16 protein-coding genes and 1 tRNA gene are annotated in these 15,919 nt (G+C 58.4%); 11 read left to right on the plus strand and 6 right to left on the minus strand.

Translation table 11 applies throughout. The annotated features are described in order from the left end of the window. Positions 1-37 precede the first annotated feature (37 nt). Positions 38-122 (minus strand) — tRNA-Leu (locus HMPREF3153_RS00420). Positions 123-313: 191 nt separating this feature from the next. Between HMPREF3153_RS00420 and HMPREF3153_RS00425 the strand changes: the two genes are divergently transcribed. The 11 genes from HMPREF3153_RS00425 (at position 314) to HMPREF3153_RS00475 (ending at position 11,582) form a co-directional block, all read left to right on the plus strand. Then, the gene (locus HMPREF3153_RS00425; protein WP_046646656.1) at positions 314-1,147 is read left to right on the plus strand and encodes a DUF3662 and FHA domain-containing protein; all 834 of its coding nucleotides are present in this window, start codon (positions 314-316) and stop codon (positions 1,145-1,147) included. A 27-nt stretch (positions 1,148-1,174) separates the two neighbouring features. Beyond that, positions 1,175-1,627, plus strand: coding sequence for an FHA domain-containing protein FhaB/FipA (locus tag HMPREF3153_RS00430; protein WP_005530622.1), 453 nt, complete (start codon positions 1,175-1,177; stop codon positions 1,625-1,627). After that, positions 1,624-2,985, plus strand: a complete 1,362-nt coding sequence (locus HMPREF3153_RS00435) for a PP2C family protein-serine/threonine phosphatase (protein ID WP_046646654.1) — start codon at positions 1,624-1,626, stop codon at positions 2,983-2,985. Before HMPREF3153_RS00430 ends, HMPREF3153_RS00435 begins: the two co-directional genes overlap by 4 nt. Continuing rightward, positions 2,986-4,338 (plus strand): FtsW/RodA/SpoVE family cell cycle protein, encoded by a 1,353-nt coding sequence (locus tag HMPREF3153_RS00440; protein ID WP_070419726.1) that lies wholly within the window; start codon positions 2,986-2,988, stop codon positions 4,336-4,338. Next, positions 4,335-5,762 (plus strand): penicillin-binding transpeptidase domain-containing protein, encoded by a 1,428-nt coding sequence (locus HMPREF3153_RS00445; protein ID WP_070419727.1) that lies wholly within the window; start codon positions 4,335-4,337, stop codon positions 5,760-5,762. The genes HMPREF3153_RS00440 and HMPREF3153_RS00445 overlap by 4 nt, the downstream gene beginning before the upstream one ends. A 2-nt stretch (positions 5,763-5,764) precedes the next feature. Beyond that, positions 5,765-7,207, plus strand: a complete 1,443-nt coding sequence (locus HMPREF3153_RS00450) for a serine/threonine-protein kinase (RefSeq protein WP_070419728.1) — start codon at positions 5,765-5,767, stop codon at positions 7,205-7,207. Between the two features lie 3 nt (positions 7,208-7,210). Then, positions 7,211-9,166 (plus strand): Stk1 family PASTA domain-containing Ser/Thr kinase, encoded by a 1,956-nt coding sequence (gene pknB / locus HMPREF3153_RS00455; RefSeq protein ID WP_046646645.1) that lies wholly within the window; start codon positions 7,211-7,213, stop codon positions 9,164-9,166. Between the two features lie 70 nt (positions 9,167-9,236). After that, entirely contained in the window at positions 9,237-9,509 is a 273-nt protein-coding gene (crgA, locus tag HMPREF3153_RS00460) for a cell division protein CrgA (RefSeq protein ID WP_005530630.1), read from the plus strand. A gap of 16 nt (positions 9,510-9,525) precedes the next feature. Then, complete coding sequence (locus HMPREF3153_RS00465) at positions 9,526-10,614, plus strand: sensor histidine kinase (RefSeq protein ID WP_049062933.1); 1,089 nt, start codon at positions 9,526-9,528, stop codon at positions 10,612-10,614. 62 nt (positions 10,615-10,676) lie between these two features. After that, entirely contained in the window at positions 10,677-10,925 is a 249-nt protein-coding gene (locus HMPREF3153_RS00470) for a hypothetical protein (protein WP_005530634.1), read from the plus strand. Positions 10,926-10,931: 6 nt separating this feature from the next. After that, positions 10,932-11,582 (plus strand): response regulator, encoded by a 651-nt coding sequence (locus tag HMPREF3153_RS00475; protein WP_005530637.1) that lies wholly within the window; start codon positions 10,932-10,934, stop codon positions 11,580-11,582. A gap of 21 nt (positions 11,583-11,603) precedes the next feature. Here the strand turns inward: HMPREF3153_RS00475 and HMPREF3153_RS00480 are convergent, their stop codons facing one another. From HMPREF3153_RS00480 to HMPREF3153_RS00500, 5 genes are all read right to left on the minus strand, one after another. Continuing rightward, positions 11,604-12,182: a hypothetical protein gene (locus tag HMPREF3153_RS00480; RefSeq protein ID WP_070419729.1), complete on the minus strand. Its 579-nt coding sequence runs from the start codon at positions 12,180-12,182 to the stop codon at positions 11,604-11,606. Between the two features lie 11 nt (positions 12,183-12,193). Further along, positions 12,194-12,763: a hypothetical protein gene (locus tag HMPREF3153_RS00485; protein WP_005530640.1), complete on the minus strand. Its 570-nt coding sequence runs from the start codon at positions 12,761-12,763 to the stop codon at positions 12,194-12,196. 55 nt (positions 12,764-12,818) lie between these two features. After that, positions 12,819-14,105, minus strand: a complete 1,287-nt coding sequence (locus HMPREF3153_RS00490) for a hypothetical protein (RefSeq protein WP_070419730.1) — start codon at positions 14,103-14,105, stop codon at positions 12,819-12,821. A 518-nt stretch (positions 14,106-14,623) separates the two neighbouring features. Next, positions 14,624-15,268 (minus strand): rhomboid family intramembrane serine protease, encoded by a 645-nt coding sequence (locus tag HMPREF3153_RS00495; RefSeq protein WP_046646011.1) that lies wholly within the window; start codon positions 15,266-15,268, stop codon positions 14,624-14,626. 67 nt (positions 15,269-15,335) lie between these two features. After that, positions 15,336-15,866 carry a peptidylprolyl isomerase gene (locus tag HMPREF3153_RS00500; protein ID WP_070419731.1) on the minus strand — a complete coding sequence of 177 codons (531 nt, stop codon included), beginning with the start codon at positions 15,864-15,866 and terminating at the stop codon, positions 15,336-15,338. Positions 15,867-15,919: the final 53 nt, after the last annotated feature.

The raw sequence follows: 15,919 nt of genomic DNA on the forward strand, positions 1-15,919 counted from the left end.
TTACTTCCGGTGGTGCAGTTTGTTCAACTGCTCAGCGTGCCCGGGGCGGGACTTGAACCCGCACGTCCTATAAGGACACTGGCACCTGAAGCCAGCGCGTCTGCCAATTCCGCCACCCGGGCTGGGTACCTAAATGTCTTGGCGACCAACTAACATTAGCATGTAGCAGCGTATTGATAACAAATCCGCTGGCAAAGCCAAACTTTTCTGAGGAAAAGTCCCGGATAAACCTGGGAACTTTGGCCTGTACGGCTACGTTTAGAAGGGGTAAGCACCCTATAATTAGCGCTGCTATAGAAAAGGAGGACAGCACGTGGCATTACTTGAAAGGCTCGCGAAGCTGGATTCCGCCATGCAGCGAGGCTTAGACAACGGCATGGCCTTTGTCTTCGGAGGCAAGGTCGTCCCTGCTGAGATTGAAGAGCTCCTCAAGCAAGAAGCGCAGGACAATCTCGCACGCGGAGACGATGCTAATCTCTACAGCCCCAACGTTATGACCGTAGGCGTGTCCTCCAAGGATTTGGAGAACCTCTCTCAAAACAGAGATCTTCCTGCGGATTTCGCCGAGCAACTCACCCGCTTTGTCAGGAACCACGGCTGGGCCTTCGCCGGCCCGGTCATCGTGCGCATCGCGGAGGAATCGGGATTGCGTACAGGACAGCTCCGCGTGTCCTCGTTCATCGATCACGAGCCCACTGAGGAAACCGGTTTCGACGCAATCTTCCACGAAGACGATGGTCAGGAGGACCATATGACTAACCCCAATAATGCAGATGAGGCCGCAACCACCGCTTTTTTGGCACAGAACCAGCAGCCGGAGCAGCCGCAGCCACATGGCCCAGCTGTCAACCTCATGCTGCAGGACGGTTCCTCCCGCGTGTACCACGTGCAGGAAGGTTCCAACATCATCGGCCGCAGCAACGACGCCGACCTTCGCCTGCCAGACACCGGCGTGTCCCGTCAGCATGCTGAAATTACCTGGAACGGCCAAGACGCCATCCTGGTAGACCTACAGTCCACCAACGGCACCACCGTGAACGAAACCCCAATCGATAACTGGCTCCTGGCAGACGGTGACGTCATCACCATGGGCCATTCCCACATCGAGGTTCGTATCACCGGTACACAGCCAAACAAAAACTACTAATACAAGCTCGAGAGAAAGGAGGTCACCATGGATTCGGTCGTTTTGTTAGCTCTGCGCATCGGCCTGCTCGCACTGTTGTGGCTTTTCATCCTGGTGGCCTTGAATGCGATGCGCCGAGACGCCAACAAGGCTGCCGGCGTGTATCAGCCCTCAGCGCAAACTAAGTCTTCCCCGCGGCGCCGCGAAGTTCCTAAGCAGATCAACATCGTGGATGGTCCGCTACGCGGCTCCCACATGCAGTTGGGCACCCTCGAGGAATGCACTATGGGCCGCGCCCAAGACTGTGACTTTGTCACAGGTGATGACTTTTCTTCCGGTCATCACGCCCGGCTTTTCCGCCGCGGCAGCGAATGGTTTATTGAAGACCTTGAATCCCGCAACGGCACCTTCGTCGGTGGCGTTCGCATTGACCAGCCGGAACGAGTTGGCGTTGGCAGCGACATCAAACTTGGCCGCACGACCGTGAGGTTGATGGCATGACATTGAGCCTAAAATTCACCGCGATTACTGACCGCGGCCTAGTACGCCAAAACAATGAGGACAGCGCGCACGCCGGTCCCCATCTTTTGCTTTTGGCTGACGGCATGGGAGGCCACGCCGCAGGCGAGGTCGCATCCAAGCTCATGGTCGAGCACTTGGAACACCTCGAGCAAGACCCCGAGGACAACGACATGCTCGCCCTCCTGGGCGCCGCAGCTGAGGATGCAAACGCGTCCATCGCAGCGCACGTCGAGCAGCACCCAGAGACCGAGGGCATGGGCACCACGCTGACCGCGATGATGTTCAACGGTTCCGAGTTTGGTGTCTGCCACGTCGGTGACTCCCGTGGTTACCGCCTGCGCGCGGGCAAGTTGACGCAGATCACCAAGGACGACACCTATGTGCAGTCCCTGGTGGATGAGGGTCGCCTCGACCCAGCTGACGTCTCTTCACACCCGCAGAAGTCGCTCATCCTCAAGGCCTATACCGGCCGCCCGGTGGAACCCACCTTGTTCATGCTGGACGCCAAGGTCGGAGACCGCCTGCTGCTGTGCTCCGACGGCTTGTCCGATCCCGTCACAGCCTCCACCATTGAGTTGGCGCTGGGCCAGGGCACGCTTGACGACGCTGCGGTAACCCTCCGCGATCTCGCCCTGCGCTCCGGCGGTCCGGACAACGTGACCATCGTCCTGGCGGAAGTGGTTGAGGGCAAGGGCGACAGCTCGCCTGTCACCGTCGGCGCGATCGCCGGCGTTGTCCCAGAACCTACTCACCCCGACTCCGCTGCGAGTCGGGCGGCGGCGCTGACGCGCCCGCGGGAGGCGTCGCCAAGCATTGCTGCGTCCCGGCAGGCCGCAGAAGAAGATGAAGAGTCCGAGGAGCCTCACAGTCCCAAGAAAAAGGTGGGCTGGAAGATCATCGGCGCACTCGTGGCTGTGCTTGTGCTCGTCATCGGCGGTGGATTGTGGACCAAGAACGAGATTTCGAACAACTTCTACGTAGCCATCGGCGAAGAGGAAGTGATAACGATCCACCAAGGCGTGGACTTCTCCATCTTCGGCCGCTCGCTGCAACACCAGTACCAAAATGCGTGCATCGATAAGGCAAATACTTTGCGTCTGGGCTCCGCGCCCTGCGAGGGAGACTTCTCCGCGTTCAAGGTGAGCGACCTTCCAGATTCCGAGCGCGCTGCGGTTGGAAACCTGCCCTCCGGTACCTATGCGGAGGTTCAGACCCAACTGTCGACCTTGTCCTCCAAGGCACTCAAGCCTTGCATCACCGCGCCCAGCGGAAAAACGGACAAGAAGTTAGAAAACAAAGCCGCGAAACCAGGAGTTACTTGCCGGGAGGTGAGTTAAGTGAAGAAGGTTTTTTCCCGTGGCACGGAGCTCGGGCTGCTGATCCTGGCAACCCTCGTCTTTGCCATCACCCTCGTAAGCCTGGAGCTTTCCCAGGGCAACATCCTCACCGTGGATGTCCTTTACCTCATCGGTGGATTCATCGGCGTGTTCACTGTCGCGCACTTAGCGCTGTGTTTCTTGGCGCCGCACTCCGATCAGCTGATGCTGCCTATAGTCTCGCTGCTCAACGGCACGGGCCTCATTATGCTGGCGCGCTTGGACCTCGCCAATGATGGTGGCCTGGCAACCCGCCAGGTGATGTGGACCATCGTCGGTCTCATCCTATTCGTCTTGGTGCTGGTGGTTTTGCGAGATCACCGTTCGCTGACTCGCTATTCCTACATCCTGGGTGCAGCTGGCCTGGTCCTTCTGGCACTGCCGCTGGTATGGCCGCAGCCCCCAGGAGTTGAGGCCCGTATCTGGCTGTGGCTTGGACCTTTCTCCATCCAGCCGGGTGAGTTCTCCAAGATCATGCTGATCTTGTTCTTCGCCATGCTGCTGACCCAGAAGCGTTCGCTGTTCACGGTAGCCGGCTACAAGTTCTTGGGGCTTTCCCTGCCGCGTCTACGCGACCTCGCACCGATTCTGGTGATTTGGGGCATCGCGATCGTCATCATGGGCATCTCCAATGACTTTGGCCCAGCGCTGCTGCTGTTCTCCACGGTCTTGGGCATGCTATTTATGGCCACGGGCCGTGTCAGCTGGCTGCTCATTGGCTTGCTCCTCGTGGGTGTTGGCGGCTTCGGCATTTACCAGATCTCGTCGAAGATTCAGCTGCGCTTTTCCAACTTCCTGGACCCGCTCGGCAACTATGACAACGGCGGATACCAGTTATCCCAGGCATTGTTCGGCATGTCCTCGGGCGGCATCTCTGGCACCGGCTTGGGCCAGGGCCACCCAGAGATCGTGCCGGTCGCGCACTCCGACTTCATCCTCGCCGGAATCGGTGAGGAGTTCGGCCTCATAGGCTTGGCAGCCGTGCTCATCATGTTCGCCATGCTGATCTCCCGCGGCTTCAACACCGCACTGAAGTCCCGCGATTCCTACGGCAAGCTCGTGGCATCCGGCCTGTCCTTGACGCTGGCCGTGCAGGTCTTCGTGGTCACTGGCGGCATTTCTGCAATGCTGCCGATGACCGGCCTGACCACCCCATTCATGTCCGCCGGCGGTTCCTCGCTGATGGCCAACTACATGCTCCTGGCAATCCTGCTGCGGATCTCTAATGCAGCTCGCCGCCCGGCGCGTGAGACCACCAGCAACGCGCCGAGCGACACATCCATGCTCCCCGCTGTACAGGAGGCAACCCGATGAATAAGTCGATCCGCCTCGTCTCTCTCTTCGCCGTCCTTCTGACCGCAGTTCTGTTGATCAACCTCACTGTGGTGCAGGCATTTTCAGACGACAAGTACGCGCATAACCCGAGAAACATGCGTGGCTACTACGCCATGCAGTCCACCCCACGCGGCCAGATTTTCGCAGGGGACACCGTCTTGGCTAAGTCCACTGCGGACTCCGAGGGCAATTACTCGCGTTCCTACCCCACTGACTCCCCGGCCTTTTCCAACATCACAGGCTACTTATCGACGCAGTTTGGTGCTTCCCAGCTGGAGGCTTCCCAGAATGACATCCTCAACGGCACTGACGATTCGCTGCTTGCCCAGAACTGGCTCGACACCATCTCCGGCAAGGAAAAGGTAGGCGCCAACGTCGAGGTAACCATCGATCCTGCCCTTCAGCAGGCTGCTTATGACCAGCTCACCGGCCCTGGCTACAATGGCGCCGCGGTGGCGATCCAGCCTTCCACCGGCAAGATCCTGGCCATGGCTTCCTCACCGAGCTACAACACAAATGACCTGCTGGGTGACAACGCCGACGACACCTGGACCGCACTGCAGGAGCAGGCGGGAGCGCCGCTTCTCAACCACGCCACGCAGGACACCTTGCCACCGGGCTCGATTTTCAAGATCATCACCACCGCGGCCGGGCTCAACAACGGTTTCACCCCGAGTTCTTCGCTAACCGGCGCGAACTCCATCGTCCTGCCTGACACGGTCACCGAGTTGACCAACTACGGTAATCAGATGTGCGGCGGGTCCCAGACGGTGACCCTGCAGACCGCCTTCGCGTTGTCCTGTAACACTGCCTTCGTGCAGATGTCCGAATCCATCGGTGCCGACGAGCTACGCAAGTACGCAGACGCTTTCGGCGTAGGCGAGAACTACAACTTGGGCGTCGACACCTCCCCAGGTAACTTGGGCGAGCTTAGCGACGGCGCGCAGGTCGCCCAGTCCGCCATCGGCCAGCGTGACGTCACCATGTCTGCTTTGCAGGCGGCAATCATGGCCGGAACCGTGGCCAACAAGGGCAAGCGCATGCAGCCCTACTTGGTCAACCGCATCACAGATGCGCAGATGAACGAAATCCGTGCCACCCAGCCGCGCCAAGCCAAGGAAGCGGTAAAGGAAGACGTTGCGAACACGATCAAGGACTTGATGCTCAGCTCGGAGCGTTCGACGTACGGCTATGACGGCAACACTTTTGCCTCGAAGACCGGTACGGCCGAGCACGGCGAGGGCCTCGCGCCACACGTGTGGTACGTGGCTTTTGACCCAGACCGAGACATCGCTGTCGCGGTAGTGGTCAAAGACGGTGGCAACCTTGGGGAGAGCGCCACCGGTGGACAAGTATCCGCCCCAATCGGGCGCGCAATTCTGCGCGCATATGGAGGTCAGTAGTAATGAGCAATGCGGATAACAGAGAGCATCTCCAGCATCTCATCGGCGACGACTACCAGCTGCAGTGGATTATCGGCCACGGCGGCATGTCTACTGTGTGGCTCGCTGACGACGTCCGTGGCGACCGCGAGGTTGCCCTCAAGGTTCTGCGGCCAGAGTTCTCGGACAACGATGAGTTCTTGAGCCGATTCCGGAACGAGGCCGAGTCAGCCGAGTCCATCTCCTCTGAGAACGTTGTGGCCACCTATGACTACCGTGAGCTAGAGGACAACGGCCGTACGTTCTGCTTTATGGCTTTGGAATACGTGCGCGGTGAGTCTTTGGCGGATCTCCTGGCGCGCGAGGGCGCTTTGCCTGAGCCCCTAGCGCTCGACGTCATGGAGCAGGCAGCACACGGACTTTCTGTCATTCACCGAATGGGCCTGGTGCACCGCGACATCAAGCCCGGCAATCTCATGATCACCCAAAATGGACAGGTCAAGATCACCGACTTCGGCATCGCGAAAGCCGCAGCCGCTGTTCCGCTGACCCGCACGGGCATGGTGGTGGGCACCGCCCAATACGTCTCCCCGGAGCAGGCACAGGGCCTCGACGTGACGCCGGCTTCCGACGTCTACTCCCTCGGCGTTGTCGGTTATGAAATGCTGGCTGGCAAGCGCCCGTTTAGCGGCGACTCCTCGGTCTCCGTGGCGCTTGCCCACATCAGCCAGGCGCCGGAGGCGCTCTCGACGTCGATTAGCGCACCTGCTCGTGAGCTCATCGGAATTTCGCTCCGTAAGGATCCCACCACCCGTTTTGCCGATGGCAACGAGTTCACCAACGCCATCTCCGCGGTGCGTAACGGCCAGCGTCCGCCGCAGCCCAAGTCTGCTGCGCTCGCGCCGCTCGCTGCTGAGCCTTCCCCGTCCGCATCGACGGAATTGCTGGCCAGCGTGGCCAACCCGAAGACCGCTACTCCTGAGTACGCGCCGGTCAAAGACACCCCACGCCCAGCGGCCAAACACCAGCAAAAAAGCGAGGAGAGCTCCGGCTTTGGCGTCGGCCTGCTCATCGCCGCGGCCATTGCGGCGCTCGTGGCGCTGGGATTTTTCGCCGCCAACTTCTTCAAAGGCACTGGAGAATCTGAAGAAACATCCCGCACCCCTGAGTCCATCGTGGTGACGGAATACCGTGGCCCTGTCACCACTGAAGTCATCACGCCCGAAGAATCCACGGAGGATACTCCGGAAGAAGTGACAGTAACAACCACGCACTCGGTGGAGCCGAAAACCTCACAGCAACAGACTCCAACGCCCGTACAGCCAGTTGAGCCTTCCACCGAACAGGAAATTCCCGCCACAGAAGAGCAGGAGACGGAGGTCAATGAACAGCCAACTACTAATTCCGAAGTAAACTCGCAGCCTGAAAACCCCTTTGAGAAACTACTACCCCAGGATGGTGCCTAGAACATGGGCAATGACCGCTACCACCTCCGCCACGTCATCGGATCTGGCGGCATGTCTGAGGTCTACGAGGCTGAAGACACAGTTCTGGGACGCACGGTTGCTGTAAAAATGCTGCGCCCTGAGATGGCGCGCGACGTCAACTTTCGTGAGCGCTTCCGCCGCGAGGCGCAAAACTCCAGCAGACTCAATCACCCGAACATCGTGTCGGTGTTTGACACCGGCGAGAAGGACGTCAACGGCCTGACCATCCCTTATATCGTGATGGAGCTGGTCAACGGACGTACTCTGCGCGATATCGTGCGCGAAGATGGTCCGCTCCCTTCGCAGGAAGCTGCACAGATTCTGGCGCCTGTCGCCGACGCATTGCAAGCCTCCCACGAGGCGGGAATCATCCACCGCGATATCAAGCCGGCAAACATCATGCTGACTGGCACCGGCCAGGTAAAGGTGATGGACTTCGGCATCGCCCGCGCTCTGGATGACTCCACCTCAGCCATGACGCAGACCTCTGCCGTCATCGGCACTGCCCAGTATCTTTCCCCGGAACAGGCCCGTGGCAAACCTGCCGATGCCCGCTCCGACGTTTATGCCTTGGGCTGTGTCATGTACGAGGCGGTCACCGGCCGCACTCCTTTCGAAGGCGAGACACCATTCGCGGTGGCCTACCAGCACGTCCAAGAGGACCCAGTTCCACCAACCCAGTACGTGGACCTGCAGCATCTAACCGATACGCAACGTCTCAACATCGATGCCGTCATCTTGACCGCTATGGCCAAGCACCCAGCGGATCGCTACCAATCTGCGTGGGAGATGGGCGAGGACCTAAGGCGGATGGGCAATGGCCAACTCACCGAAGCTGCCCGCGGGCACGTCACTGTAGAAGAGCACCCCACGGCCATGGTCGCGCCGGTCGCGGATGCGTCGGTTGGCCAGCACCGCGCGCCGGTAAAATCCACGCGCCCTTCTGAGGATGACGAGGGCGGCAACGGGTTGAAATGGCTCGCTTTGTTCCTAGCGGGTCTTTTGGTTGCCATCATGGGCTATTTTGCCTGGGACTTCTGGCAGTCCTCCCGCGAGGAAAGCCGCATCGAACAACAGCAACGCGAAGACGCTGCGGCGCGCGCCAACATGGTCGTGGTGCCGAAGGTGGAAAAGCGTCCGCGCAATGAGGTTGTGGCAGAACTTGAGAAGATGGGCCTTTTGGTCACTGTCAATGAAGAGGCTAATCCCGACATTGACCGCAACAAGGTCATTCGCATCAATCCGGCTCCGGGCTCTGAGTTGCAAAAAGGCTCTTCTGTGACGCTGACCGTTTCCTCGGGCGACGAGATCACTGATGTCCCGGATCTCTCCGGAATGACGTTGGAAGAGGCAGGCAAGGCGCTTTCCGACGCCGGTCTTTCCCTCAACGACAAGATCGAGGAGACCAACGACGACGCGCCGGCTGGTCAGATCGTCTCGCAGAACCCAGCCGGCGGCTCGCAGCTTTCCAAGGGCTCAAAGGTTAAGGTCACCGTGTCTAAGGGCAAGGAAGAAGCTCAGGTTCCAGACGTCACCGGCATGCCACAAGCACGCGCTGTCAGCATGCTGGAGTCCGTTGGCTTCAAGGTCAACGTGAACGTCGTTGACTCGCAGGAGCCGGAAGACCGGGTGGTGTCGGTGAGCAACCAAGGCAGGAAACTGGCGAAGGGTGAGACCGTCACGATTGAGGTCTCCAATGGCATGCTCATTACGGCACCGGACCTGTTGCACAAGACGCCTTCTGAGGCTGAATCCGCGCTGCGCTCTGCCGGCTGGCAGGGTAGCGTGCGTACCGGCCCCGTTGTTCCTACCGGTGCGCTGGTGGATAACGGCCGCGTCGGCTGGGCCTCCGTTAACCCGGGCGACCTCATCCGCAAGAACGCAACCGTGGAGCTCCGCGTTTGGGAGTTCAACGCCTCGGCGCTGCTCCCACGCTAGTAGCAGACGAATTTCGCCTGCTAAAGTAACCGTTAAAAAGAATGCCTAAAGAAAAGTTGAAGGTTTAGCAATGCCAAAGTCAAAGATCACCCAGAGCTCGGGCGTTCCGCAGTCCTCTAGCTCTGCGGCCAACCGCACTCCGGTCAAGATCAATTCCGAGGGCACGCCGAAGTGGTACATCGCCATCATGCTGGGCCTGATGGTCATCGGCCTGCTATGGCTCGTGGTTAACTACCTGGCTGGCGAGTCCATCCCGTTCATGCAGGAGCTCGGCGCCTGGAACTACGGCATCGGTTTCGGCCTAGCCATCATCGGCCTCCTGATGACCATGGGCTGGCGCTAGACTTCATCCCCAGACCGTGAACTCTACGAGGTTCTATCGTTTCGCTGGCGTCGGCTGCATCATCGTGGTGATGCTGACCGTGGCCACCGATCCGCAATTCCTCTCCCCTGGCGCGCTATTGCTAGCGGCCCTCGGCGTGGCTCTTACCCCGCTCGGTATGAACCACCCGCTGTGGGCGGCTGCGGCATATAGCGTGCTTTTTGCTATTTGTGGATGGCATCCCGAATGGCGCTCCCTTTTGCTTCTAGCATGGAGTGCAGTGATCGTAGGACTTATTTCCTACCGACGCCCGTGGACTCACGCCGTTATCCCCGGGCTCGTATTGGTCCTACTCTCAATTGTCGATCCAACCCAAGGCGTGCTGGCTTCGCTGGATCTCTTTAGCTTCTTGTTAGTGGCTGCCTTCAATGTCGCGGGAATCATCGTTGGTGTCTCGCTAAAGAAGGCACGTCAGCGCCAGCAAGCGGCTGAACAGCGTAGCCAGGAATACCGGCACGCGCTGATGACCACCTTGCATGATTCAGTGGCCACCACATTAACCTCGGTGGTCATGCGCTCGGAGACTCTCGGACTCATGGGCACCGACCCAAAACTAAAAGAAAACTCCGCAGCTATCGCCGACGACGCACGCAAGGCCATGGGTGAAGTCCGCGATCTACTCCGCCTGATGAAGAACGAAGACGAACCTCTGCTCAAGAAAGCACGTTCAACCGCTGCTGAAGAGCTCGAAGAGATGCAGTCCTTCCTGCACAGCCATGGGTTTGATTGCACCGTGGAAGGCAGACTCGGAAAACTAGCGCGAACCATGGCGCTGCCCAATGACCTGCATTTGGTCTTTTCAGAGCTCTGTGCAAACCTCATCAAATACACCGCTGCAGACTCACAAATTGCCATCGTGTTCAAACGCAACCACCGCGGCATCGATATCCAAATTCGCTCTGTCATCGCCAAAGCACAGGCCGATCAACACATAACCACCGGATTGGGCATTTCCGAAATTCAAAAACGTGTCGCAGCAGCCAACGGCACTTTTAGCAGCGGACCTAAAAACGGAATGTGGATTAGCACGCTATACATCCCGCTTTCAAGTATGGTGCGCAGATAAACTTACCTTGTAGTAGGCTAAGGCCCATCGTCTTTATTTCCCGTCCCAATAGGAGTATCTACATGCGTTTTCGTTCCGTTGCAGCCGCAGCCGGTGCGGTCCTTTGCTTGACGAGCACCCCATTTGCTAGCGCTGCTTCTTCTTTCGGTTCTTCCAGCTCCGCTGAGTCTGCCACTCAAACTGAAACCACCAACGAGACCGCCTACACCGGTGGCTTCACCTACTACACCTCCATGGCGGAAGACGCTGCCAACCTCTTCCGCTGCTCCACCAGCCCGCAGCGTTGGTGGTGCGCAAAGTACCGCAAGTAAACCTCGATGTCCATTCGAGTCTTCCTCGTTGATGATGACCCGCTGGTCCGCTCATCGCTACGACTTTATTTCGAAACCACCGATGACATCTCGGTGGTAGCTGAGGCAGCCAATGGCGCAGAATGCCTCTCAATGCTGGAACAAGTTGATGTTGACATCGTCCTGGCAGATATACACATGCCCACGATGGACGGCATCACCTTGCTGCGCCGCATCAAGCAGTACCCCTCCCCGCCTGTGTTCTTGGCAGTGACATCCTTTGATTCGGATGACACCATGCTCAAGATCCTGCAAGAGGGCGGTGCTGGTTACATTCTGAAAAATCAGCGACCCCAATCCATCATCGATGCTGTCCGGGAGGCAATCCACGGCGGAACCGTTGTAGCGCCAGTAGCGATGCACCGCCTGGTGGGATACATCGGCGATGCTCCTCGTAAAGACCCAGTCGCCGCTGCCATCGAATCGCATTCGCTGAGCAACGGCGAGATCAACGTGCTGAAGCTGCTGCTACAGGGCAATTCGAATTCCGAGATCGCAGCAGCGCTGGAGATCTCCGAATCTTCGGTGAAAAAACACGTCTCCAGCCTCATCGTCACCTTTAACGCAAGCACCCGCCTAAATCTTGTAACCAAGATTTTAGGCGGGGCAGGTAGCTAGGCACTGAGGCTAAAGCACGGCTTAATACACCGGGGCGTCGTCAATGCGTAGCTCCGAATAGCGCGAGTACGGTGCGCTGACAAAGTACGGCGCGCCCTTTTCTACCCACTGCTGATCCTCGGAACAACGCACATCCTGCGAATCCGCGTCGAGCATCATAAAGCCCCACACGAGCTTGCCTTGCTGATTAGCTTCCAAATCGTAGGGGCCAATCTTTTGACCGAGGCTCCAATGGATCTGGTGGACGAAGTTAAAGCCAAACGCGTTCGACATGTGCTTTTCAATGTCACCGATTGGCTTCACCGAAACGCTGACCTCTGTGGTCTGCGTACGCTTATCAGTCACGGTGTGGCTAACTGGAACAGTGTAGTCGTTGCGATTAGCCACGCTGGCAGCGTCAGTCTGCTTAAACCACATGCGCTCCGCCGTGACATAGGTGCCCTGTGCGCCCGGTGTTGCACAGTGCGTGCCCGGCTTGTAGTCATCGTTCCAGCGCTGCGGCAGGCGGTAGGAAGCCGCGCCGTCGACAGCCTGCGCAGCCGGAGTGGCCGCGCTTACTGCCACCAGCAATGCTGCGGCGATGCGTGCAAACTTGCGCACAGTTGCCTCCCCTAGTTGAACTTCATGTTGTCGCGAGTAGAAACCTCAACGTGGCGCTCTGCTGGCAGAGATGCGGTGAAGGTCTCGCCGGTACCCTGCCAGGTTCCGTCCTGGCCACACACGGTCTTCTCACCTGCAAAGTCGGAGACAACCCAGCCCGCACGCATGACGGCGGTCTTGCCTGGAGCAACGTTGTACGGACCGACGGTCTCTCCTACTTCGTAGGTCTGGGAATCGGTGTAGCCCGCGCTGAACTTGATGTTGACCAGCTTCAGGATGTCGAAGTCAACGCCTGCGGAAACATTCCAGGTCTTGGTCTTGGTCTCCTTGATGGAACGAGTCAGTGGCAGCGGTTCAGCGTTGTAATTGGAGACGGTCCAGGTGCCTGCGGAACCATCAAAGTAGGTGCGGACAATCTCAACGGTCTGGCCGGTATCGCCTGGGTTGACGCACTTTTCACCGATGGTGGTCGGGTTAGCAGCGCCATGGTTGACGGCAGGCAGTGCCATTGCTGGTGCAGCGGCGATGGAAGTTGCAGCAATTGCGGATGCTGCCAGGGCGAGAGTGCGGTTAAAGCGCATGATGTACTCCTATTTAGTGAGAAAAACAGTGGGGTTGGTAGGCAGTGTCGTGGTGTTAATAAGCGGTCTGGGTCGCAACTGGTAGGTCACGCCACTCATCTGGGGTGACGTCAACCTTGCGGGTCGAGCCATCCTTGCCAGTGACGGTGGCTTCTGCCCAGAAACCTGCCGGCGCGGAGGCCTGCTTGAAGTCGTGAACGAGGCTGTACTTACCGTCGCGGCCACAGTGCAGCTCGCTGTAGTTCACGCGCATCATGGTGGTGCCGTACTCGATGCGTGCGCGCTCACCTGGCTTAAGGTCGAGTGGCGCCAATGCGGTACCCACCGGCATGTAGGCACGCTGTGCGGCACCGATGGAGCCGAGCCAGCCCTCCGGCAGGCGGCCTTTATTGCCCAGCCAGTTCATCTGGCCGTTGTACTGCGCGCCCACCAGGTGGTCGGTGATGCCACGATAGGTGTAGTCAGCCTCAGTCCAGTTCATGAAGTCCTGGGAATAGCCCGGCTTTCGGAAGGTAGGAGCTACGCCCTCAATAGCGTTCGGGTACCACTGCATATCGCCAGCGGTGCACTCTTCGCCTTTGCGCGGCCAATTCTCGCGCTGCAGTTCGGTAGCAGGTTTGACCACATGGTCCTGCTTTTCATCGGCAATCTTCTCCAGGCTTGGGCCGGAGACGGCATTGTAGCCACCATCAACAACCTTGCTGTTCGCACCCGGCGCGCGGGAAGGAATCTCAAGCGCTTGGTCATCAACGGTGCCGTCGGCGTGGATTACGGTTGCCCAGGCATAACGCTCGGCCGGTGCGGTACCTCTGATGACATTTGCACCTGGGATATTGGTATAGATGCCATCCTTACAGTCCACGAACATGGAAATGAAGTCTTTTTCCACGGTGCCGTATTCCACGCGGAAGGAATCGCCAGGCGCAAGCTTGATGGGCCCGATGGTTTCCCCCTCTATCCAGCCGTTAGACAGAGTCAGACCGATGTCTGTCTTTGCGGTGGTGTTCCAGTTGGAAGGCCACTTGGCGGCAGAGTTTGCTTCGATCTCGTGATTGGTGCCGGATTCGATGGTGGCGGTGTACGGAACCGTCTGCTTGGTGGTGTTGGTGAACTGGATGGTGCCATCCGAAAGGTAACGGCGGCCAGTTTCACCAAAATGCCAATCCGGATAACCCGCTGCAGTAGCTTCTGCTGGGCTGCACTCCTGGTAGAGATTCTCAATCGGATAGCCCTGTGGCATGGCGGGGATCTCTGCGTGCGCCGCAGCAGGGGCAACGAGGCTTGCCGCAGACAGCGCGGCGGCTGCTACGTAGTAGCTGAGATGGAGGCGGGGAATGCGCATCGCTACGTTTCCTTTTATTCACTATTTTTTGCAGTTTGAGGTTCACAGCGGCACGGTCTCTCCCTCCACGCGCTGTGAACTACTCACATGACGCTAGGCGGCCACCATCGCATCCTTCAATACCTCAGATACTTTCGGATAATTGCCCCTTGAGCTGGATCTTTACAGGCTTTTCCCAGCTAATTGCCATTCGAGAAACACTCGAAAATGTCCTTTCGTACACACCCGCTTCTGCCCCCTTTTCCCGAGTTGCCAACAAGATGGGAGGAAAGTTATCCACAGGCTGGGGATAACTCTGTGAAAATCAAATTCCCCAGGTTTCTTCCACAGCCTGTGGATAACTGTTTTCACCCACTTCCACAAGGGCTAAATTACAAGGATGTAAGTCTTCTTGCCTGCGTTATCAGGCAAAACTCCGGCCATGCGTTCGGTAAATTACAAAAATGTAGTTATCCACATTGTGGATAACTACTGTGAAATTCTTTCGCACAAGCGTTTTGGTGAATAACTCGCCGGAGTTATCCCCAAAGCCCAGCTCTCAAGGCCAACAACACGCCGACAACCCCGAACACTGCAGCAACTCCAATCCAGTGCACAGCCTTCCGGCGCGAAAACAGGAACAGAGTCAGCACAATGCCGATTAAAAGCCCACCCAGGTGTCCCCACAAGGAGACGCCACTCATGATGAACGTGTAAACCACATTTGCGAGCACCAAGAAGATGGGCGCGCGCAGATCCATTCCTCGGCTGCGGTAAACACCCACCAGCATCGCCAGCAAGGCATAAAGCGCGCCCGACGCCCCCACAGTCGGCGCGTCGTAGTCCATCCACAGCACAGCCGCGGAGGCGCCCAAGACGGAGACCACATAGCTCGCCGCATAAAGCGCATGCCCAAGTGCCTGCTCGATCTCGCGCCCGATAAAGACGAGAAGGCACATGTTGAGTGTCAGATGCCCGACGTCGATGTGCATGAAGCCGGCCGTGATGGCCGTGGCCGGGGCGGCGGCAAACTCTGGCCCCCACAGAGTCCACGCATAAGCCAAAGAAGAGTCATAGTAGGACCCTGAAAGAGAGCGGGACTGGATAGCTGTCACTGCCCAAGCCAGAAAGCACACCGCTACGATTGCTGCGGTGACGGGCGCTTGTTTGATGTAGTTCTTCAACTTTCCCCCAAAACTGGAAGGAGCCCACCACCACTAAAAAGTGGCGGTGGGCTCAACGCAGGAGCTCTTATGCAATCTCGATGGACTCGATGATGACGTCCTCACGCGGACGGTCCATGCGGTCAGTTGCAACCTTGGCAATCTTGGAAACGACATCCTGGGAAGCCGGGTCCGTGACCTCACCGAAGATGGTGTGGTGGTTGTTCAGGTGCGGAGTCGGAGCCACCGTGATGAAGAACTGGGAACCGTTGGTGCCTGGGCCGGCATTAGCCATGGCCAGCAGGAACGGACGGTCGAACTGCAGCTCTGGGTGGAACTCGTCTTGGAACTGGTAGCCAGGGCCGCCACGGCCGGTACCGGTTGGGTCGCCGCCCTGGATCATGAAGTTGTCGATGATGCGGTGGAAAATTGCGCCATCGTAGAACGGGCCGGACTGCTCGCCCTTTGCGTTCTGGGTGGAGTAGTCCTTCTCGCCCTTGGCCAGGCCGACGAAGTTCTCCACAGTTACCGGTGCATGGTTACCGAAAAGGTCGATAACGATATCACCGTGATTGGTGTGCATCGTTGCAGTTGCGGTCTTCTGAGTCATGCTGACCATTGTATGGAATTTCTTGCTCGCGCGCCGCAAATGACATAACGCCCTAAGCGATC

Origin of the sequence: Corynebacterium sp. HMSC06C06 (genome assembly GCF_001807295.1) — a bacterium.
GTDB lineage: Bacteria > Actinomycetota > Actinomycetes > Mycobacteriales > Mycobacteriaceae > Corynebacterium > Corynebacterium striatum.

What these genes read in the sequence shown, in the direction of transcription:
- HMPREF3153_RS00430 (WP_005530622.1), top strand. Translation starts at nt 1,175, where the DNA reads ATGGATTCGGTCGTTTTGTTAGCTCTGCGCATCGGCCTGCTCGCACTG.
- HMPREF3153_RS00435 (WP_046646654.1), top strand. Translation starts at nt 1,624, where the DNA reads ATGACATTGAGCCTAAAATTCACCGCGATTACTGACCGCGGCCTAGTA.
- HMPREF3153_RS00445 (WP_070419727.1), top strand. Translation starts at nt 4,335, where the DNA reads ATGAATAAGTCGATCCGCCTCGTCTCTCTCTTCGCCGTCCTTCTGACC.
- HMPREF3153_RS00450 (WP_070419728.1), top strand. Translation starts at nt 5,765, where the DNA reads ATGAGCAATGCGGATAACAGAGAGCATCTCCAGCATCTCATCGGCGAC.
- pknB (WP_046646645.1), top strand. Translation starts at nt 7,211, where the DNA reads ATGGGCAATGACCGCTACCACCTCCGCCACGTCATCGGATCTGGCGGC.
- crgA (WP_005530630.1), top strand. Translation starts at nt 9,237, where the DNA reads ATGCCAAAGTCAAAGATCACCCAGAGCTCGGGCGTTCCGCAGTCCTCT.
- HMPREF3153_RS00470 (WP_005530634.1), top strand. Translation starts at nt 10,677, where the DNA reads ATGCGTTTTCGTTCCGTTGCAGCCGCAGCCGGTGCGGTCCTTTGCTTG.
- HMPREF3153_RS00475 (WP_005530637.1), top strand. Translation starts at nt 10,932, where the DNA reads ATGTCCATTCGAGTCTTCCTCGTTGATGATGACCCGCTGGTCCGCTCA.
- HMPREF3153_RS00485 (WP_005530640.1), bottom strand. Translation starts at nt 12,763, where the DNA reads ATGCGCTTTAACCGCACTCTCGCCCTGGCAGCATCCGCAATTGCTGCA.
- HMPREF3153_RS00490 (WP_070419730.1), bottom strand. Translation starts at nt 14,105, where the DNA reads ATGCGCATTCCCCGCCTCCATCTCAGCTACTACGTAGCAGCCGCCGCG.
- HMPREF3153_RS00500 (WP_070419731.1), bottom strand. Translation starts at nt 15,866, where the DNA reads ATGGTCAGCATGACTCAGAAGACCGCAACTGCAACGATGCACACCAAT.